Annotated in this window: 19 protein-coding genes; 12 read left to right on the top strand and 7 right to left on the bottom strand. The window is 66.3% G+C overall.

Annotated features, from left to right (window positions below):
* Positions 1 to 45 precede the first annotated feature (45 nt).
* The 3 genes from AC5P98_RS12545 to AC5P98_RS12535 all read left to right on the top strand — a co-directional run bounded on the left by AC5P98_RS12545 (position 46) and on the right by AC5P98_RS12535 (position 3003).
* Positions 46 to 951 (top strand): LysR family transcriptional regulator, encoded by a 906-nt coding sequence (locus tag AC5P98_RS12545; RefSeq protein ID WP_049408602.1) that lies wholly within the window; start codon positions 46 to 48, stop codon positions 949 to 951.
* Between the two features lie 104 nt (positions 952 to 1055).
* Positions 1056 to 1706 (top strand): DUF4952 domain-containing protein, encoded by a 651-nt coding sequence (locus AC5P98_RS12540; protein WP_234413069.1) that lies wholly within the window; start codon positions 1056 to 1058, stop codon positions 1704 to 1706.
* On the top strand, positions 1627 to 3003 hold the full coding sequence (locus AC5P98_RS12535; RefSeq protein WP_234413169.1) for a serine hydrolase domain-containing protein: 1377 nt from the start codon (positions 1627 to 1629) through the stop codon (positions 3001 to 3003). Before AC5P98_RS12540 ends, AC5P98_RS12535 begins: the two co-directional genes overlap by 80 nt.
* A gap of 16 nt (positions 3004 to 3019) precedes the next feature.
* On the opposite strand, the gene AC5P98_RS12530 is transcribed toward AC5P98_RS12535, so the two are convergent.
* Positions 3020 to 3412 (bottom strand): DUF3037 domain-containing protein, encoded by a 393-nt coding sequence (locus AC5P98_RS12530; RefSeq protein ID WP_014647643.1) that lies wholly within the window; start codon positions 3410 to 3412, stop codon positions 3020 to 3022.
* Positions 3390 to 4166, bottom strand: a complete 777-nt coding sequence (locus AC5P98_RS12525; protein ID WP_046431494.1) for a HipA family kinase — start codon at positions 4164 to 4166, stop codon at positions 3390 to 3392. The genes AC5P98_RS12530 and AC5P98_RS12525 overlap by 23 nt, the downstream gene beginning before the upstream one ends.
* Before the next feature lie 467 nt (positions 4167 to 4633).
* Here AC5P98_RS12525 and AC5P98_RS12520 point away from each other — a divergent pair, with 467 nt between their 5' ends.
* The 4 genes from AC5P98_RS12520 to AC5P98_RS12505 all read left to right on the top strand — a co-directional run bounded on the left by AC5P98_RS12520 (position 4634) and on the right by AC5P98_RS12505 (position 8901).
* The gene (locus AC5P98_RS12520; protein WP_014647641.1) at positions 4634 to 4963 is read left to right on the top strand and encodes a hypothetical protein; all 330 of its coding nucleotides are present in this window, start codon (positions 4634 to 4636) and stop codon (positions 4961 to 4963) included.
* A 168-nt stretch (positions 4964 to 5131) separates the two neighbouring features.
* Positions 5132 to 7594, top strand: a complete 2463-nt coding sequence (locus AC5P98_RS12515) for a S9 family peptidase (protein ID WP_049408607.1) — start codon at positions 5132 to 5134, stop codon at positions 7592 to 7594.
* A gap of 55 nt (positions 7595 to 7649) precedes the next feature.
* Complete coding sequence (locus tag AC5P98_RS12510; RefSeq protein WP_229653710.1) at positions 7650 to 8462, top strand: hypothetical protein; 813 nt, start codon at positions 7650 to 7652, stop codon at positions 8460 to 8462.
* Positions 8463 to 8580: 118 nt separating this feature from the next.
* Positions 8581 to 8901: a hypothetical protein gene (locus AC5P98_RS12505; RefSeq protein ID WP_041863592.1), complete on the top strand. Its 321-nt coding sequence runs from the start codon at positions 8581 to 8583 to the stop codon at positions 8899 to 8901.
* Positions 8902 to 8914: 13 nt separating this feature from the next.
* Here AC5P98_RS12505 and AC5P98_RS12500 read toward each other — a convergent pair whose 3' ends face one another.
* Positions 8915 to 9898 carry a hypothetical protein gene (locus AC5P98_RS12500; protein WP_049408630.1) on the bottom strand — a complete coding sequence of 328 codons (984 nt, stop codon included), beginning with the start codon at positions 9896 to 9898 and terminating at the stop codon, positions 8915 to 8917.
* Between the two features lie 138 nt (positions 9899 to 10036).
* Between AC5P98_RS12500 and AC5P98_RS12495 the strand changes: the two genes are divergently transcribed.
* The 3 genes from AC5P98_RS12495 to AC5P98_RS12485 all read left to right on the top strand — a co-directional run bounded on the left by AC5P98_RS12495 (position 10037) and on the right by AC5P98_RS12485 (position 12653).
* Positions 10037 to 11002: a DUF2268 domain-containing putative Zn-dependent protease gene (locus AC5P98_RS12495; protein WP_049408609.1), complete on the top strand. Its 966-nt coding sequence runs from the start codon at positions 10037 to 10039 to the stop codon at positions 11000 to 11002.
* A 49-nt stretch (positions 11003 to 11051) separates the two neighbouring features.
* Positions 11052 to 11834 carry an SGNH/GDSL hydrolase family protein gene (locus AC5P98_RS12490; RefSeq protein WP_049408611.1) on the top strand — a complete coding sequence of 261 codons (783 nt, stop codon included), beginning with the start codon at positions 11052 to 11054 and terminating at the stop codon, positions 11832 to 11834.
* Positions 11835 to 11975: 141 nt separating this feature from the next.
* Positions 11976 to 12653 carry a hypothetical protein gene (locus tag AC5P98_RS12485; RefSeq protein WP_049408613.1) on the top strand — a complete coding sequence of 226 codons (678 nt, stop codon included), beginning with the start codon at positions 11976 to 11978 and terminating at the stop codon, positions 12651 to 12653.
* 3 nt (positions 12654 to 12656) lie between these two features.
* Here AC5P98_RS12485 and AC5P98_RS12480 read toward each other — a convergent pair whose 3' ends face one another.
* Entirely contained in the window at positions 12657 to 13202 is a 546-nt protein-coding gene (locus AC5P98_RS12480) for a thioesterase family protein (RefSeq protein ID WP_049397600.1), read from the bottom strand.
* A gap of 69 nt (positions 13203 to 13271) precedes the next feature.
* On the opposite strand from AC5P98_RS12480, the gene AC5P98_RS12475 reads away from it, so the two are divergent.
* Positions 13272 to 13847 (top strand): TetR/AcrR family transcriptional regulator, encoded by a 576-nt coding sequence (locus AC5P98_RS12475; RefSeq protein ID WP_049408615.1) that lies wholly within the window; start codon positions 13272 to 13274, stop codon positions 13845 to 13847.
* Between the two features lie 34 nt (positions 13848 to 13881).
* On the opposite strand, the gene AC5P98_RS12470 is transcribed toward AC5P98_RS12475, so the two are convergent.
* The gene (locus tag AC5P98_RS12470; protein ID WP_262084720.1) at positions 13882 to 14193 is read right to left on the bottom strand and encodes a hypothetical protein; all 312 of its coding nucleotides are present in this window, start codon (positions 14191 to 14193) and stop codon (positions 13882 to 13884) included.
* 903 nt (positions 14194 to 15096) lie between these two features.
* Between AC5P98_RS12470 and AC5P98_RS12465 the strand changes: the two genes are divergently transcribed.
* Complete coding sequence (locus AC5P98_RS12465) at positions 15097 to 15615, top strand: hypothetical protein (protein ID WP_099475852.1); 519 nt, start codon at positions 15097 to 15099, stop codon at positions 15613 to 15615.
* Positions 15616 to 15661: 46 nt separating this feature from the next.
* On the opposite strand, the gene AC5P98_RS12460 is transcribed toward AC5P98_RS12465, so the two are convergent.
* The gene (locus AC5P98_RS12460) at positions 15662 to 17770 is read right to left on the bottom strand and encodes a TonB-dependent receptor family protein (protein ID WP_049408620.1); all 2109 of its coding nucleotides are present in this window, start codon (positions 17768 to 17770) and stop codon (positions 15662 to 15664) included.
* 194 nt (positions 17771 to 17964) lie between these two features.
* Positions 17965 to 19401 (bottom strand): serine hydrolase domain-containing protein, encoded by a 1437-nt coding sequence (locus tag AC5P98_RS12455; protein ID WP_495230048.1) that lies wholly within the window; start codon positions 19399 to 19401, stop codon positions 17965 to 17967.
* Positions 19402 to 19427 lie beyond the last annotated feature (26 nt).

The raw sequence follows: 19427 nt of genomic DNA, 5'->3' as shown, positions 1-19427 counted from the left end.
GAATAAGGGGTAATCTGGCGTTTCATTGAAAACCAATTGTTTGCAATGGACCTGATCGCTCCCCTGCGGACCTTCGTCAAAGTGGCCGAGGTCGGCTCCTTCGCCGCTGCCGCCGACGCGCTGGACCTGTCGCCGCAGCTGGTCGGCAAACACGTGCAGTCGCTGGAACAACACCTGGGCGTGCGCCTGCTCAACCGCACCACGCGCAAGCAGAGCCTGACCGACTTCGGCCAGGCCTATCTGGCCCGTGCGCGGGTGATCCTGGAGGAGGTGGAAGGCGCCGAGCAGCTGGCCGAAGTGGCGCGCGGGCGGCCGATGGGGCGCCTGCGCGTCAGCGCACCGGTCACCTTCGGCGTGCATGCACTGGGACCGGCGGTGGTGGCCTACCTGCAGCAGTACCCGGACGTGCAGGTTGATCTGAACCTGTCCAACAGCCTGGTGGACATCGTCGAGGACGGCTTTGATCTTGTGTTCCGCACCGGTGATCTGGCCGACAGTGGGCTGGTGGCGCGACGGCTGGGGCCGTATCCGCTGGTGCTGTGTGCATCGCCGGCGTACCTCGCATCGCGCCCGGCCATTGTCCATCCGGCCGATCTGAGTCGGCACGAGTGCCTGGGCTTCGCCCATTCGATCATCCGCACGCGCTGGAGTTTCCGCGATGCTGACGGCAGCGTGCTGAGCGTGCCGGTGTCCAGCCGCTTCATGGTCAACCAGGCCGAGCCGTTGTTGACCGCGGCAGTCGGTGGGCTGGGGTTGATCCTGCAGCCCCATGAAATGCTTGCCGCCGCGCTGGCGCGTGGTGAACTGGTGGAAGTGCTGCCGGACTACGTGCCGGTGTCGACGTGGATCAACCTGGTGTACCCGCGCGACCGCCAGCTGACGCCCAAGCTGCGCAGTTTCCTGGACTTCTGCGTGGCACGCTTCAGCGAGCAGACGATGGCACGGCGATAGCACGGCATCGGTTGGCATTCCTGTGACTGCCTGCGAAGGATCGCCCTGAGACGATTGGCCGGTTGCCGCTGCGTAGCGCGCGCTTGCTGCTGGGGCTGGCGGCATTGCTGTTCGCCGCCAACGTGATTGCGCAGCAGACGACTGCGCAGGCGCTGGCCGCGTGGGAAGCGCAGGGGCGTGCGGATGGCCTGGCGCGACCGGATATCGAATGCCAGGATTTCCTGCAGGCGATGGGCCGGAAGCCTGCGGGCCTGGCATACAGCGGCTGCAGCCAGGACGACGCGTCCTGCATCAAACCCATGCAGGCCCACTACCGCGTTCCAGGTACCCAGGCAGTGAAGGTGGAAGCCTATCTGCGCGAGACCTTTGCCATGCCTGCATTGCGCTACGCCTGTTGCGGCTGGAGCAATGGCGCGCCGTACTACTGGCGCGACGGCCCGGATGCGGTGAGGTACCAGATCGGCATGGGCGTGGAATCGCTGCCGCATGAGCGGGGCGATTGGCATCGCATCGAGGCGTTCATCGTCACGGCTGAGGTGCTGCGGCAGGGTCCCTGGCATGGATGCAGCGGGCGGTTCCATGACCTAGGATGCGCCCAGGGATACCCGCAAAGGAACTGCCATGAAGGCTGTTGGATGCCTGCTGCTCTGCAAAGTACTGGCCTGTTCGGTGCTGATGACGCATTGGGCTGTTCCGGCAGTGGGCGCCGCCTCCAGCGTGCGTGCACATCCGCGTGCGCAGGACGCCATCGGTGACTGGCTTGCGGCCTTCAATGCGGGCAGCCTCGAGGGGTTGCAGGCATTCGCCGATAGATACGCGAAGAAGCAAGGCAGCGGTCCCAAGGACTATCTCGAGTTCCGCGAAAGCACAGGCCCCTTGCGCGTACTCGAATCAACCGAGAGTGCACCCGGCCAAGCGAAGCTGCTGGTGATGGGCCAGATGAACGAACGCGCGATGTGGGTGACCGCCGTCATGGACCCGGCCAATCCGTCGCACCTGATGCAGTTCCAGATCGAGGGCGCTGAAACGCCGGACAAGCACAAGCCGGCACGGGTTGCATTGCCTGCCCTGATGGCCGACGTCACAGCAAGGCTGGAGGCGCTGCGGGCACAGGACGCGCTGTCGGGCGCGTTGCAGGTGGCACAGAATGGGAAGGTGCTGCTGGACTGGCGCGGTGGTGATGCCGATCGCAGCACTGGAATTGCAGTGGGCGTGGAGACGCAGTTCCGCCTTGCGTCCTCCAACAAGATGTTCACCGCCGTGGCCATCCTGCAGCTGGTGCAGGATGGCAGGCTCAGTCTCGATGACACGATCGGCAAGCACTTGCCGGACTATCCGAACAAGGCTGTCGCCAGCAGCGTGACCGTGCGCGAGTTGCTGTCACACACCAGTGGCCTGGGGGACTTCTTTGGCGATGGTTTCGAACAGTATTCCGCGTCCCTGAAGACGCTGGATGACTACGTGCAGCGGTTCGCCAGGGATGCGCCGCAGTTCACGCCCGGCAGCCAGGACAGCTACTCCAACTATGGCTTCATCGTATTGGGACGCATCATCGAGGCGGTATCGGGGCAGTCGTACTACGCATATGTGGAGGAGCACATCCTGCACCCGGTGGGCATGACCGGCACCGGCTTCGAGCCGGAAACAGCGAGCGTTCCAAAGCGTGCCGTCGCTTACACGAAGCACGATGGGCAATGGGTCCGTGAAACGAAGTCGCTGCCCTGGCGCGGCATGTCGGCCGGTGGTGGCTACAGCACAGTGGCCGATATGGTGAAATTCGCCGAGGCACTGCAAGGCGGGAAGCTGGTTTCACCTGCATTGCTGCAGCAGGCCACTACGGCGCAGAACCACAAGGGCTGGTATGGCTTTGGTTTCGTGGTTCAGGGCGAGGGCAGGGAGCATCAGTACGGCCACGAAGGCGGTGCGCCCGGATCGAACAGTGCCATCGTGGTGCTGCCGGCGCAGGGCTACGTGATCGTTGGCCTGGCCAATGTCGATCCGGATGCGATCGGTAATGTGGTCAACTACATCGCGCGAAGGTTGCCACTGTGAACGCGGCAGGTGCCGTTCATTCCGGTACCCGCACCATCTTCGTCATCAAGTGTTCCACCACACCCGCCGGGTCCGCAGTGCGGCCGACATGCGTGCTCGACATCTGCACAACCGAGCTGCGCTTGGCGGTGAGGAAATGAAAGCGGGCGCGCGCGGGCAGCTTTGCGATGGGTCCGGCGCTGGCGTCGCCACGGCAGATGGCCACGATTGCATCCAGCCATGGCTGCAGCGCGTCCTGGTCCAGCGCCGGCGCGAAGGCACGCAGGCGCTCAGGATCGATTTCGATGGCCGCCTCCAGATGGCGCGCGCCAGGGCAGGAGACGATCACCCCGACGTTGATGAATTCCTCGCGTTCCACCCGCGGCACGACGCGGATGACCGCATAGTCATACGTGTGCAGCGTGGGCACGGATGGCCTCCTGCACGAACACTGCACGCACTTTCAGGCGGTGCTTGAGATAGTCGATATAGCCCTGGCGATAGGCCTGTGGGCTGTCGAACGCCGGTTCGTCCACCAGCCAGCTGTCCGGCACCAGGCCAACGATGCGCTCGATTTCGGCATCGGTCAGGCACGCAGCCAGTTCTGCGTCCACCTCGGCAATGCGGCTGGCGAACGACAGCAGCACGTGGTCGCGGATCAGCACGAACGGCTTCTCGCAGGCATCGCCGGCGCTGGCCCAGTCGTGGTGGAAGTACATGGCCGCACCGTGGTCGATCAGGTACAGCTTGCGATGCCATACCATCAGGTTGGGGTTGCGGGTGGTGCGATCGACGTTGCTGGTGAATGCATCGAACCAGACGATGCGCGAGGCCAGCTCGGCATCCACCGGCATCGCGGCCGGGTCGTAATTGATTGCACCGGGCAGATAGTCCAGGCCCAGGTTCAGGCCCTCGCTGGCGCGGATCAGCTCCTGGATTTCCGGGTCGGGCTCGGTGCGGGCGAACTCGCGGTCCAGTTCGACGAACAGGATTTCCGGAATCGGCAGGCCCAGCGTGCGTGCCATCTCGCCGGCGATCAGCTCGGCGATCAACGCCTTCGGGCCTTGGCCGGCTCCACGGAATTTCAGCACGGCCATGCCGTCGTCGTCGGTCTCGACCACGGCGGGCAGGGAGCCGCCTTCCCGTAACGGGGTGATGTAGCGGAGGGCATGTACGGTGCGCATGGACGCATTCTAGCGTCCTGCCAGGGCAGGCGTGCCGCAGCAGAGCGGGGCGCCAGCTTAATGAACGGGTACCGCGCGAACCGCTTGTTGCAGGTCGCCTGCAATCTTCACTTGTTCCTTCCGCGTGGAGTGGCAGCATTCGTTCCAACGGAGCAACGCACCCGCGTGTGACCTTCAACAGGAGGCGCTCATGCCACTACAGTGCAGCTGTCACGCTTCACCGTGTATGCAACGCAACGCGTGGTGTTGATCTTGACCTGACACGGTCACGCCATCGGCGCAGATGGCCATCCGCCGCAGTTCCAGCCAAGTTCCAGACACCTTTCACCCATCGCACCCCCGCGTTTCCCGGTCGGGCCTGCGATCCAGCTACTTGCGCCCCGAGAGAGATTCCTGCGTTGCCGTCGACGCTGGCAGCGTGGGACCGCCGAACCCACGCTATCCCCACAGGCTTTGGAGGTGCACCGATGAACGACGAATTCAATGCCATGCTGCCCCCACTGGACGATGCCAAGGCCGAGGAAATGATCGGCAAGGTCGTGCTGGTGGGTGTCACCCGCTATGGTGGCGACGGCCAAGTGCAGGGTCTGGAGCAGTACGCGGGCACCGTGCTGCGCATCAGCGCCGACGAAGGCGTGGTGCTGGCCGACGAAGACGATGGCCATGAGCGCTACCTGCCGCCCATGCTCGACCAGTACCAGCGGGCCGAGCCAGGCGAATACCGCATGCGGAACAGTGGCATGATCGTGGTCGACCCCGATTACCTGACCGCCTGGGACCTGCACGCCCAGCAGTGACGACAGACCACGCCTGGCAGATGCCGGTCCATCGCCAGCCTCTCCGGGCGTGTCCCACTTTGCCCCATCCGGCCTCTAGCCCTTCCGGCCCATTCACCCCATCCCCTGCGGTGCTAGATTCGGGTCCATGCCCGATTCCGGGTACCCATTCACACCCAGGGGATAAGGATGCTGATCCGTCGAACCTCTCTGGCGGCGGCTGTTGCCGTTGCCACCGTCGGCCTGTTGGCCGCTGGCCCGGCCTTGGCCGACTACGCCAAGCCGCCGGAACACCTGCTCAAGGTGCTGAAGGCACCGCCACCGCCGGCGCCGAACGTGGCCCCGGGCGGCCAGCGCCTGCTGCTGACCACCGCGCAGACCTATCCCTCGATCAGCCGCGTCGCCCAGCCCTACCTGAAGCTGGCCGGCGTGCGGCTGGAGCCGAAGAACCGCAGCCGCCATGACACGCCTGGTGGCTACGGCATTCCGGCCTGCGTGGCCGACTTCACCCTGGTCGACATCGGCAGTGGCAAGGAGACCAAGGTCAACCTGCCGCAGGGCTGCGCCACCGGCGCGCTCTGGTCGGCCGATGGCAGCCACTTCGCCTTCCAGAATGCGGTCGATACCAGCGTGCAGCTGTGGGTGGGCGATGCGTCCACCGGCCAGGTGAAGCAGGTGCTGAACGTGCAGTTGAACCCGATCTTCGGCAACACCGTGCAGTGGCTGGGCGGCAGCCAGAACCTGCTGGTGAAGCTGGTCCCGGCCAACCAGGGCCCGGCGCCGTCCAACGGTGGCGTGCCGACCGGCCCGGATGCGCAGGAGTCGCTGGGCAGCAGTGGCGAGAGCAGCACCTATGAGGCCCGCGACACGCTGACCAGCGTGCACGACGAAAAGCTGTTCGCTTACTACGGTGCCTCGCAGTTGGCCGTGGTAGATACCGCCGCAGGCAGCGTGCGCCCGGTCGGGCAGCCGGCACTGTTCAACGAAGTCAGCGCCGCGCCCGATGGCGTGCACGTGCTGACTGAATCGATCAAGGCACCGTATTCGCACGCGGTGACCTACCAGCGTTTCGCCAACGACGTGGCCGTGCTGGATATCAGCAGTGGCCGCAGCACGCCGATCGCCAGCCTGCCGCTGGCCGACCGCGTGCCGGTGCACGGCGTGCCGGAAGGCCCGCGCGGTTTCGACTGGCGCGCCACTGATCCGGCTACCCTGGTCTACGCCGAAGCGCTGGACAAGGGCGACTGGAAGGTTAACGTGCCGCATCGTGATCGCGTGCTGATGCTGAAGGCGCCGTTCAACGGCAAGCCGACCGAAATCACCCGCACCGCGCAGCGCTTCGAAGGCTTCGCGTGGACCGCCGATCCGGCCGTGGCCTTCCAGTACGAGAACGACGAGAATCGTCACTGGATGCAGACCCGCATCGTGGATGTGGACCAGCCGAAGAAGGAAGGCCGCCTGCTGTGGGACATGTCCAGCGATGAGCTGTACGGCAACCCTGGCAATCTGGTCTTCACCCGCCTGCCGAATGGCGCGCAGGTGGTGCGCCGTGAGGGCAACCATGTGTTCCTCAGCGGCCGCGGTGCCTCGCCGCAGGGCGACCGTCCGTTCCTCGACCGCCTCGACCTGGCCACGTTGAAGAGCGAGCGCCTGTTCCGCAGCAGTGCAGACGCCTACGAACAGTTCCTCGGTTTCAGCAACACGCCGGGCCGCTACCTGACCTGGCATCAGTCGGTGATCGATCCGCCGAATGCCTTCGTCCGCCAGCAGGGTGAGGCGGTGGCTGATGCGAAGGCCGGCGAAGCGCAGTTCGCGTCCACCGCGACCGCACTGACCAAGCTGGTCGACCCGACACCGGAAGTGCGCCAGATCAAGAAGCAGCTGGTGACCTACAAGCGCGCCGACGGCGTGGACCTGTCGTTCACCCTGTACACGCCGCCGGGCTACAAGGAAGGCCAGCGCGTGCCGGCGATCCTGTACGCCTATCCGGCCGACTTCGCCAACGCCGCGCAGGCGGGGCAGGTGTCCGGTTCGCAGCAGACCTTCACCCGCCTGCAGCCGTACCGCCTGATGCTGCTGGCCGGCTACGCGATCATCGACAACGCCTCGTTCCCGATCGTGGGCGATCCGAAGAACGCCTACGACACCTACCTGGAGCAGCTGGAAGCCGACGCCAAGGCGGCGGTGGACAAGGCCGTGGACATGGGCGTGGTTGACCGCAACCGCATCGGCGTGACCGGCCACAGCCACGGCGGCCTGATGACCGCCAACCTGATCGCGCACACCAAGCTGTTCAAGGCCGGTGTGGCGACCAGCGGTTCGTACAACAAGACCTTTACCCCGTTCGGCTTCCAGAACGAGCGTCGCTCGGTGTGGCAGGCGCAGGACGTGTACCTGAAGGCCTCGCCGTTCTTCTATGCCGACAAGATCAAGCTGCCGCTGCTGCTGGTCCACGGCGAGGACGACGCCAACCCGGGCACCGAGCCGTTCCAGTCGCGCAAGCTGTACCAGGCGATCCGCGGCAACGGCGGCACCACCCGGCTGGTGATGCTGCCGAACGAGCCGCACTGGTACACCGCGCTGGAATCGAACGAACAGTTGGTGGCGGAAATGCTGAACTGGTTCGATACCTACGTGAAGAACGCCAAGTGAAGGAACAGGAAGCCCGCCTCAGAGCGGCCTTCCTGCATTCTGTAGAGCCGAGCCCATGCTCGGCTGCCGTTCGTCGGAACCCCAGAGGCAAGGCAGCTCCATGAAGACTTGGTTGTTGGGACTGACAGCGGTGTGCGCATCGTCTGCGGCGATGGCGGCACAGCCACAGATGAGCGTCGATGTGAGATACGACTGGTACGGCTGGGGCTCGGTATCGGAGCACTGGGTGATCCGGCGCGATGCCTATGGCCTGACCACCCGCGTGCAGGTGGTGGAGAGGCCCGACGGCAAGGCGCGATTGCCGGAGCTGCTGCCGTTTGGCGCCATGGCGGCGCTCGACACCGCGCTGCAGACCGCCCCGCTGACCAGGGCGGCCGCGGTGCAGCGGATCGCTTCGCGGCTGGATCGCGCCGAAATACTGTCCCTGGACCCGGGGCTGCACAGCTTGGACACGGATGCCTGCTCGTTCGCACAGCAGCGCGCGTGGGCGCGCAAGGCGCTGTCCGGACGGAGCCTGCAGTCGCGTGTCGACCGGCATTTCTCCGGGCTCTGGACCGATGATGTGCCGATGATGACGGTTGTCGTGAGCCGGCCGGGGCGTCCGGATGTGGTGCTGGTGTCGACCTCACAGAAGGTAATGATGCTGCCCTGGAAACGCCTGCCCTCGGTGGTTTTCGAGCAGCAGGACCTGGACAACGCGCAGGAGCAGTGGCACCCGGAACTGAGCGAAGCGGTGATTGCCCTGCTGCCGGAAGGGGAAGACTCACGCAGGCGTTTCCAGACGCGCTGGTTGCATGACCGGCTGCGCAGGGATCTCGCGATGGAGTCGCTGGACTGTGGCGCCAGGGGCAGGGAATCCGCCATGTGATCAATTGCGCATGTCCTGAAATCAACCGTGGAGACACGGTAACGGCGTGTTACCGGCACATTCGCACGCCACGCAAATGATCTAGGCTGAACCTGATAGCTCGTTTCAGGTCACTGCGATGAAAGCCATTCTCCTTGCTGCAACGTTGTCGTTGGCCCTGGTTTCAACCGCCCATGCCCAGTCGTTTCCTGCTGAGCTGACGCAATTGGGCATCGTCGCCGGCATGCCCTATGCCAAGGCCAAGCGCCTGCTGGATGCGGCAGGTTGGCAGGCGAGTCCGGCACAGGGCGCCCCCGAGTCACTTGAGGGCTTTCCCGAAGTCGGATGCCAGAAGGGCGGAAAGCAGTGCGCGACAACCTTCGAGAAGGGCGGGCAGCAGATCGCGGTGCAGCTGGGCACTACCTTGGCAGGGCAGCCGTTCGTGCAGGGCGCTGATTGAGCGTCTGCCACTCTCACGCCAGCGGTAGGCGATCCTGCGCGCGTGACAGCCGGTCATGCAGGTCACGCACATGCTCGGCCTTGGCATGCACCCGGGTGGTATCACCGAAGCTGCGCAGGTAGGCACAGGCCGCGAAGCCGGCACTCTTCTTTTCGTAGTCGGCAATCCAGGCCAGTCGATCCGGATTGTTGGCCTGTTCGGCGGACCACGCGGCTACCGGCGGGCGGATGCGGTACTTCAGGCCCACGCGCCACGGCTTCGGGGTCAGTCGTGCACGGAAGCAATGCTGCAGCCGGCACATGCGCGCGTACAGGGTGTCGGTGCCCAGTGCCTTGAAGAATGCCTGCAGCTGCTCGTCCTCAGGTGAGAACGTGGCATGCATCGCCAGCACGCGCAGCCCCGCCGGTGTGCGGTAGGCGCGCAGGTGCCAATCGGGATGCTGTTCGCTGAAGGCGTCCACGCGCTTCAGCGCAAGCCCTTCGGCACCGCCGGCAGCGGCCAGACGCTGCTTCCGCCGCATCAGCAGTGCCGCGTTGACCAGCAGCACTGCCGCCACGCCCAGTACCAGGCCCACCAGCCAATGCCAGAGCACGGTGCCAATGATGGCGCCGGCAAGCAGCACGGCCGCAGCGACGATGGCCGGTATCACGCATCCAGCCGGCGGCTGCGCATGGTCGATGTCGGCGAACAGCACGTCGGGGCTGTTGAGGCACAGTGCGCCATAGCTGTTGCGGGTGATGATGACATCGCCGTCGCGCTGCACGATCTGCTCGCGGATCGGTACGCCCTCCACACCGTAGTTGCTGCGCACTTCGCGACGCGGCAGCACCTGCCCGGCGATGATGGCGTTGAGGGCTTCATGGGCACGTGCGTCGGCGTGGGCCTGGGCTTGGGCAGGTCCCTCGTCGGACCAGCCGAAGCGGCGCACGACCACCGGCCGGCCACGGAAACGGGCCTGCAGGCGGGCCTCGGCCCAGTACGCGGGAACGATCATCATCGTGCGGTGCTCCATCATCCATGGCAGGTGCCTGAGTGAGTCTGGCACAGCCCCGAAGGGCCTGCATATGCCCGCTGCGGTGGCCGGGGCGGAGTGGTAGATTGCGCGCTTCGCATGCACTCCACCAAGGACGGAGCGATGTCCAGTTTCCTGCGTTGCCTGCTTGCCCTGGCCTGTGCCGGGGCGGTCGGCGTGGCGTCGGCGGGTACCCTGCCGGGGCCGCAGATCCTCACCACCGATGCCAGCCGCTTCTACGCGCTCTACGACAGCACCGGCGGCAAGCCCAGCGTCGCCCAGCTGGCAGGTTACCTGGCCGAAGGCAGTGCGGGCCTGGGTGAACTGGCGAAGGCGCGCCGGGTCACGCCCGAGCGTATTGCCGAGGCCATCGCCAGCCAGCCCGAGGTGTATGCGCAGGGCCGCGCTTGCCTTGCGGAGCTGCCGGCGGTGAAGCAGCGCCTGGTGCAGGTGTTCGGCAACCTGCAGGCGATCTATCCGCAGGCCACGTTTCCGCCGGTGACCATCGCGGTCGGCCGTGGCCGGCCGGTCGGGCTGACCTCGAAGAGCGGCGTGATCATCGGCCTGGAAGCGCTGTGCGCAGCCGATTTCATGAATCCCAATGTGCAGGACCGCTTCGTGCACGTGATCGCGCACGAGTACGTGCACATCCAGCAGACCGGCCTGACCGATTTCGAGCCGGGCGACCTGCATGCGACGGTGCTGCGTGTTTCGCTGGGCGAAGGCATTGCCGAGTTCATCGCCGAACTGATTTCCGGGAACGTCGGCAACGGCCGGCACGCCGCCTGGACCCGTGGCCGGGAGGTGCATATCGAAAGCGCCTTCGCGCTGGATGTGGACAGCACCGATCTGTCGCCGTGGCTGTACAACTACAAGCCGGGCTCGCAGGAGCCTTACGACCTGGGCTACTGGGTGGGCTACCGCATCGCCAAGGCCTATTACCTGCAGGCCAGGGACAAGCGCGATGCGGTACGTGCGCTGATCCAGCAGGACAATCCGAAGGCGATCCTCGCCGCCAGCGGCTGGACGCCAGGCATGTGGATGCCGGCCAAGGTGACCGGCGTGGCGGCTCGGTCGGCGGCACGCTGAGCGCGGGGCCGCGCGCTAGACTGGCGCAGACATTCAACGGAGAGACCCCATGCGTTCCTTGTCCGCTGGCCTGGCCGCGGTTGCCCTCGGTAGCGCGATGAGCGCCCATGGGATGGCGGCCGACGTGCCCGCCGTCAACCCGTTGTTGGTGGAACCTGTCGAGCGACTGCGCCCGGACGAGGTGCGCTTCATGCAGCAGCGCCTGGCCGATTGGCCGGAACTGCAGCGTTACCGCGATGCCAACGCGCGACTGCCTGCCGCCGTACCGGGGCAACCACGCGTGGTGCTCTTCGGTGACTCGATCACCGAAGGCTGGGGCAGGGAGGGCAGCGCGACGTTCTTTCCCGGCAAGGGTTGGCTCAATCGCGGGATCAGCGGCCAGACCACGGCGCAGATGCTGGTGCGTTTCCCGCAGGACGTGCTGGCACTCAAGCCGCAGGTGGTGGTGATCCTGGCTGGCACCAACGACATCGCCGGCAACACCGGCCCGACCACGCAGGCGATGATCGAAGACAACCTGCACGCGATGGTGGACCTGGCTCGTGCACATGGCATTGCCGTGGTGCTGGCATCGGTGCTGCCGGTCAGCGATTACCCGTGGTTGCCGGGCACGGCACCTGCGCCCAAGGTGCGCGCATTGAACGCGGCATTGAAGCGCTATGCCGATGCGAAGCAGCTGGTCTATCTGGACTACTACACGCCGATGGCCAATGCCGCCGGAGGGCTGGATCCGCAGCTGGCCGACGACGGCGTGCATCCCACGGCGAAGGGCTATGCGGTGATGGCGCCGTTGGCCGAGGCGGCGGTCAAGCGCGCAATGGCGCTGGAGTAGGCACAGTACCCGCACTGCACAGGATCCAGCCCGCCAAGGTACAGTGGCGCCGAAGCTGGCCACGCCGCGTGGCCGCCAGGGACGATGGGGTGGGTGATGCGGAAGGGAATCCAGGGATGGCTTTGCCGCAGTGGCGCAACGATGGCCTTGCTGCTGGCCGCCGTGCCGGCGTTCAGTGCAGACACGGCGGTGCCTTCGCCGCTGACGCGTGAACCGGTGGGCGGCGTTTCGTTGGCCGAATGGACCGCCCGCTGGTGGCGCTGGGCCGACGCCCAGGGCGGCGCGCCCTATCTCGACCCGGATGGCCGTGTGTGTGATCTGGGCCAGGAAGGCCCGGTCTGGAACCTGGCCGGCACCAATGGCCGTTTCCGGCCACATCGCGAATGCGTGGTGCCGGCTGGCAAGTACCTGTTGCTGCCGATCATCAACATGGCGCACTACCAGGTGGATGAGGCTGTGTCCTGCAAGGAGCTGCAGGCGGGGGCGGCGGTCAACAACGATTACCTGATCAGCGCGGTGGTGCTGCTGGACGGCCAGCCACTGGGCGACATGCGCAGGCATCGGGTCCGCAGCGAAGGCTGCTTCCGCATGGATGCCGACGACGAACACTCTCGGCTGGCCGCCGCCGACGGCTACTGGGTAATGCTCAAGCCGTTGCCGCCGGGCCGGCATACCCTCAGCGTGGGTGCCAACTACGGCGTGCCGGATGGCGGCGCATACAGCCGCATGCGGCAGTCCTTCGAGTACGTGCTGCACGTGGGAGGGCGCACCCAGGTCGTGTCGCGCGAACCGCACGCGGTGCCGGTGGCGGCCCCCTGAAGCTCAGGCGTCGTCCTGCTTCAACGCCGCATCGGCGGCCAGCAACGCTTCGGCGGCCGCACTGAGCGGCGGCGACGGCGGGGCGACCACGCCGATCGCTTCCATCATCTTCGGCATGCCCAGGAACTGGCGCGCACGCCGGTCGTAGATGCCGGTGACCAGCAGCGCGCGCGTGGCGATCTTCTGCTCGGGCCCGATCAGCACGCGCTGCTCCATGATGCCGCGCGAGCCGACCCAGCCCACCAGGCGCGTTTCCAGGGTGAAGCGCTGGAACGGCTTCAGCTCGCGACGGAACTGGATGGTGCCGGCGCCTACGATGGGCGCCCACTTCTCGCGCAGCGCCACCCGGCCCAGGCCCATGCGCAGGATCAGGTCCAGCCGGCCCAGGTCGAAGATGTTCCAGTAGCGACCGTTGGTCATGTGCAGGTTGCTGTCCAGATCGTTGGGCAGCACCCGGAACTGCAGGCGCGAGACCCCGAACGGGGCCTCCAGCTTCGGCCGGAACAGGCTGCACAGCAGCAGGTGGAGCAGGCGGAACCAGAGATTCATGGCTATGACGACTGTTATAGAATCGCCGGTACGCTAATCTATGACGACTGTCTTAGCAAGGAGCCCACCGTGAGCCCGCGTCCCTCTGATGCGCCACAACGCGTGATTGATGCTGCGGCACAGATGCTGGCGCGCGTGGGTCTCAATGCCACCAGCATCCGTGAGGTGACCAAGCTGGCCGAGGCACCGCTGGGCTCCACCTATCACCACTTTCCCGGCGGCAAGCAGGAGTTGCTGGCGCGCGCCACCCACATGGCTGGCGACAAGGTAGAAACGCTGCTGGTGGAGCTGCTGAAGGGTGGGGCGGTGCAGGGCCTGCAGCAGTTCCTGGCGATGTGGCGTGAGCGCTTGCTGCGTTCCGGGTTCCGCGCGGGCTGTCCGGTGCTGGCCGCGGCAGTGGAAGAGCCGGTGGAGGCCGTGCCCAGCCAGGCACGCGTTGCCGCTGCCGAAGTGTTCGCGCGCTGGCAGGGGCATCTCGCCGCAGCCTTCATTGCCGACGGCCACGAACAGTCGGCTGCGAACGGGCTGGCCAGCCTGGTGATTGCCAGCGTGGAAGGCGCAGTGGCGATGTGCCGCGCACTGCAGGACATCGCCCCGTTCGACCAGGTGACCGCGCAGTTGCTGAAGGCGGCCGCGCGTCCTTGATCCGGCTATCCGCGTGCGGAAGACGCGCAGCAGGTCATCGGAAGATCATCAGATAGCCCCAGCCGAGCACGATGGGCAGGAAGGCAGCGATGGCCGACGCGCCCAACCAACGCAGGTAGCTGCGGGAGGCGGGGGATCCCTGCCGCTTGAGGGCCCAGGCATGCGTCGGGAGCACCAGCAACGCCTGCACCGCAAAGGTGGCCACGGCGGCAAGCCATGCCACCAGGACGCCGAGGCAGCCATCGCTGATGCAGCGGCTACCAAACCACGAACCCCAACTGGCGAGGCCAATCATTGGAACGAACATCACGAGGGCGGTGGAGCGGGTGAGCTGGGAGACGTGCATGCCGTAGAGCATACTTTTTCGTAGCGGAAAGTCATGATCCAGCCGCCGGCGCGCGGGTACAAGGCCGGCGCCAGTGCGGCCTGTGGGTGATGGACCCACGGCCCCATCGCGCTGGAATCCGTCCACCACCGCCTACGCGTGCCCGGCAAGGATGTCCGCATGCAGCATCAGGTTCCCGAAGTCCCTGGCCGCGCTGCCTCCGGCCCCCGGCGGCGGAATGAAGCGCTCACGCCATTTTTCACGCAGTCCACTGAAATTGCCCGTAAACCACGGCAGCGAAGTCGTGCGTGCGCGCCGGTACCTGCAGCAGCGGGGTTGGCCACGCCTGCAGATGGCGCTGATCGTCGCCCTGACCGGTGCGGCCGGATTCCTTGCCTCGTACCTGCTGCGCCTGGCCGGCATCGACGCGATGTTGCTTCGCTACCCGATGGCCGTGTTGCTGGCCTATGGCGTGTTCCTGCTGCTGGTGTGGATCTGGATCCGCTGGCGCTGGGCAACGTACTGGAGGGACTGTCGCAGGATGTGGGCGGTGGCAGCCCATCGCCTCGCATGCAGGGCATGCAGGAACAGGGATGGTGGCGGGTATGCGTGTCGCATACGATCTGGCCGCTGCTCGGCCTGCTGCTGTTTTTCGCCGTACTGGGCTGGCTCGCGCAGGAATGCGTGCCGGGTGCGAGCCATCTGCTGCAGGTCATCCGGGGGGGGGAGTGCGGTTGGCTCCTTCATATCGCCTGGACCCGCCCCGTTTTCAGCTGCACTGAACAGTGGGCTATGATCGCGGTCGGCCGGGATTCGTGTCCCGGCGGTGTCACCTATCGGGAGCTTGTCGTACTGCGTCTGAAACAGGGGCGCTGGATGGCCGGACGCCCACTGGGACACACAACCACTGACGAGGAAGAGCGCATGGATGTCGCTGCACGCAGGAACAGGACGTTGTTTCGTTGGATCATGGTGACGCTGCTGGCGGCGTTGTTGCCGTTTGCAGCACTGGCGCAGCCCGCAGCCGGGCAGGCCGATGGCGCCGAAGCCGCCGCCGCCGCGGAAGAGGCGCAGTGCCGCGCCTGTACCTATGAGCGCATTGGAACCAAGGTCGATATCGGCCTGGTGGCACTGGTGTCGCTGCTGGTGGTGGGCCTGCTGACCGCGGCGTCGCGGGAATGGGGCACTACCTCGCAGCGCTGGACCTGCCGCACGCTGGCCCTGCTGCTGGTGGGTGTCGGTGTGGCGTTGCTGTGGTGGGCTGGCAGCGTCGTCTACCTGGGCTACAACCCGTGGCAGGAAATGGCCGCCCCCGCCGATGGCTCGCTCACCTCGACACTGCTCAGTACCTCGCCGAAGTGGTTGGCGGCACTGGTGCTGATCGGCTTGGCGCCTTCCATCTGGAAGCGCAGCGAGCGCCTGCCGGCCTGGCGTATCGGCTGACACTGGAACGGCGGCGCCGGATCACACCCGGCGCCGCCTGCGGCAATCAGTCAAAGCGCCAGCGCATGCCCGCATAGACGCCACGACCTTCGCCCGGGGTCGAGCGCGCGACATCCTTGCCGGCGTCGTCGTAACCCGGCGTGACCGTAGCGGCGTAGTGGCGGTTGCCGAGGTTGCGCATCTCCGCCCAGGCCTGCCAGCGGCCACCGGGTGCGTCGTAGCCGATGCGGCTGCCGAAGATCACATGGCTGTCGGCCCAGTAGCTGTTGGCGTAGTCGACGGCGATGCGCGAGGCGTATTCGGTATTGAGCGCGGCGTACAGGCCGGATGCATGATCGAAGCGCAGCTCGGCGTGGTAGGCGTGGCGCGGCAGGCCGGGCAGGCGGTTGCTGCCGAAACGCGCGTCGTGGCGGTAGCGGAAATCGCTGAAGGTATAGGCCTGGCGAAGCGACAGCCGGCCCGGTGCAGCCTGCCACAGCGTGCTGTCCAATCCGGCCTCGATGCCGCGGTGAACGGTGGGGCTGGCGTTGTTCTCGGCGATGAACAGGTTCGGCACCGGTTGCAGTTCAACGCTCAGCAGTTCGTGGTTCACGTGCGCGTAGTAGCCGGTCAGTTCCCAGCGGCCCAGCGCCGCGTCACCGCGCGCGCCCAGTTCCAGCGTGGTGGCGGTCTGGTTCTGCATCGGCACCGGCGCGCGCTGGCGGCCGGTAGACGGGCCATTGCCTGGCCCGAAGTACTGGTTCGAGCCCCAGATCATCGACCACGGGTGCGGCGCCTCCACCGAGCGGCTGAGGTTGCCGAACCACTGGGTCTGGGCGCTGTGCTGCCAGGTGAAGCCCAGTCGCGGCGCGTAGTCCCAGTCGTGGTCGCGCAGGCGGCCACCGCTGCTCGGCCAGGTCACCTGCACATCGCGACGGGTGTTGATCAGCGCCAGCCCGGTCTGCATGCGCAGGCGGTCATTGAAGGCGAGGGTATTGCTGACGTGCAGCGTGCTGACGGTGCCGTGGTGGCGGAAGTCACGCGTGCGCGTGCCGGCAGCGAAGCCGTTGCTGGCAAAGCGCAGCGACTCGCGCACATCGGCGTCCAGATCGTGGGTGGCGCGCAGGCCGACCGTGGTTTCGCTGTCCAGGCCGAACAGCTGGTGGCGATGGCGGTAGTCCAGCGTGGCGTTGAGGTTGGCGTAGTCCAGCTGCTGCCGGTACAGGCTCTCGTTCAAGTCCATCGGGTACGTGTGATAGACCAGCCCGGCCTGCAACGAGGAGTCCTCATCGATCTGCAGCGTGGTGACGTTGCCCACCCAGGTGCTGCCCGGCTGCGGGCGACGCGCATCGATGGCCAGGTTGGCCGCATTCGCGGCACGCGGATCGTTACGGATCTGATCGCGGGTCAGGCGACCGGGCGTTTCATGATTGGTTTCGCGGTAGCGCACGAAGAAACGCGTCTGCAGGTCGGGCGTGATCTGCCAGCCGATGTTGGCCATCGCGCCCTTGCCGTCGCCGCGCGCATGACGCTGGTAACCGTCGAATTCGGTATCGGTGTAGGCCAGGAAGTAGTCGACATCACCGCTGACGCCGCCCCAGCTGATGCCGCGCTTCTGATAGCCACGGCTGCCGGCTTCGTAGTGCAGCTGCACGCCCGCCGAATCACGACCGCTGCGGCTGACGTAGTCGATGGCACCGCCCAGCGCCAGCGCGCCACGCTCGAAGCCGTTGGCGCCGCGCAGCACTTCCACGCGCGACAGCCACAGTGGTTCCAGCAGCTCGTAGGGCGTGCCGCCCGGGCCGGTCAGTGGCAGGCCGTCGATCGACACCGCAATGCCCGAGGCGTGCGCGCCCGGGCCACGATTGATGCCCGAGCCACGGATCGAGATCCTGGTGCCTTCGTTGCCCGGCGACTGCGCGCTGATACCCGGCTGATAGGCCAGCACATCCGCACTGGTGGATAGGCGGCTGTCGGCCTTGGCCACGTCGATGACGTTACTGGCGCCCGGCACGCGCTTCAGCGCTTCGCGCGCCTGCGCGTTGGCACCGGCGGCGGTGACCTGTACGGCGTCCAGCGTGGTGGCCTGTGGGGCGGCGGCGGCGGTGGAAGCCAGGGCGAGGGAAACAGCCAGGAACAGCAGCGACGGGTGAGGGCGGTACGACGGAAGCGACATGCGGGAATGCTGTAAACCACGAAAGTGGCGCGCAAGTTAACAGGTCGGCAGCGCCGCGTCACCCGCCGGCGGCGTATGGCCGCCCGCCGTGTTCCTGTAGAGCCGAGCCCACGCTCGGCTAATCGCGCGCAGCGCGGGTTGTCTGCCATCGCGGCGAAGATCAGCCGAGCACGGGCTCGGCTCTACAGCAGGGTTTATGGCGAGGGCTTCGCCAGCTTCTTGGCCTTCGCGTACAGCCGATCAGCCGCTTCCCTCTCCCCCAATGCAGCGTGGCACTCGGCCAGGCTGTCCCACGTGTTGGCGGACTGCGGATACAGCTCGGTGTTCAGCGCGAACACCTTCAGCGCCTTGCGTGCACCGAGGCTTTCGCGGATGGCATAGCCATCACTGTTGATCGCACGTTCCAGTTCGCCGTTGGGAACGCCATTGCTGTCGCGCAGCCAGCTACGCATCTGCGGTTTCGCATCGGTGCTGTCATCCAGCGCATAGCCGATCAGCCGCTCGGACAACACCGCATGCGGAAACTCCCCGGGCGCAACCACCGCCATCGTGCTCTCCACCAGCGTGCTGGACCAGACATTGCGGGCGCTGCCATTGGTCAGGTACACGAACACCCAGTAACCGTTGGCCAGCGTGCCCTTGTAGGCCAACCGCGCACGAACGCGGGTGCCGCCATCATGACCGACCTGGGTGTAGCCATCGCTGCGGGTGGTATCCCAACCGGTGGAGAAGAAATTGCTGCCGCCACCGCTCAGCTTCTGCGGCTGCCAGAGTTTTTCCAGGGTCGCCGTGCGCACCAGCTTGCCGGTCGCCAGCGCCTGCAGGAAACGGTTCATGTCGCCCACGGTGGTCTGCAGGTCGGCATGCCCCCAGCCGTAGTTGGGCCAGGGATCTTCATTGGCCGGTTGCAACGCGCCATCCTTGCCGATGTACGGCACCGCCGCGCGCTCGACCGGCACGTTGGCGATGCCCCATGACGTGCTGGTCATCTTCAATGGCTGCAGGATGCGTTCGCGCGCGATGGCCGGGTAGGGCGTGCGGTAGTGTGCTTCCAGCAGCGCTGTCAGCACCAGGTAGTTGGCCTGGGTGTACTGCACGCGGCTGCCGGTGGCGAACTGCATCGGTGCCGCACCGGCCACCTTCAGTGCCGCGCCAAGGTCAGGCGCTACACCGGGGTAGCCCTTGCTCACCCAGCGGTTATCCACCCGGTCGTAGTACTCGCCGATGCCGGAGCTGTGGTTGAGGAAATCACGCACGTGGATCGCCTGCCATGCAAACGGCAGGCCCGGCACGTAGCGGCTGGCCGGCGCATCCAGATCCACCTTGCCCTGATCGACCAACTGCATCACCAGCGTGCTGGTCAGCAGCTTGGCCATCGACTGCGCGGCGAAGATGGTCTCGACGGTGGCAGGGGCAAGGGCAGCGGGATCACGTTCACCGCTGGCGCCCTGGTAGAGCACCTGGCCGTTGTGTGCGACCAGTACCGCCTGGCCGGCAATGCCGTAGCGCTCGCGGTTGCTCTGCAGTTGGGCGTCTAGCTGAGTGGAGAGTGTGGTGGGGACGTCACGCGCCGAAGCGGGCGGGATCGCAAACAGCGTGCAGAGCAATGCGGCAGCGAGCGTGCGGTACATCGCGGTGATCCATCAGCGGTGATGGC

This window comes from Stenotrophomonas sp. YJH_SMC_135 (genome assembly GCF_059372355.1).
This window is presented reverse-complemented; position numbering and strand designations above follow the sequence as displayed.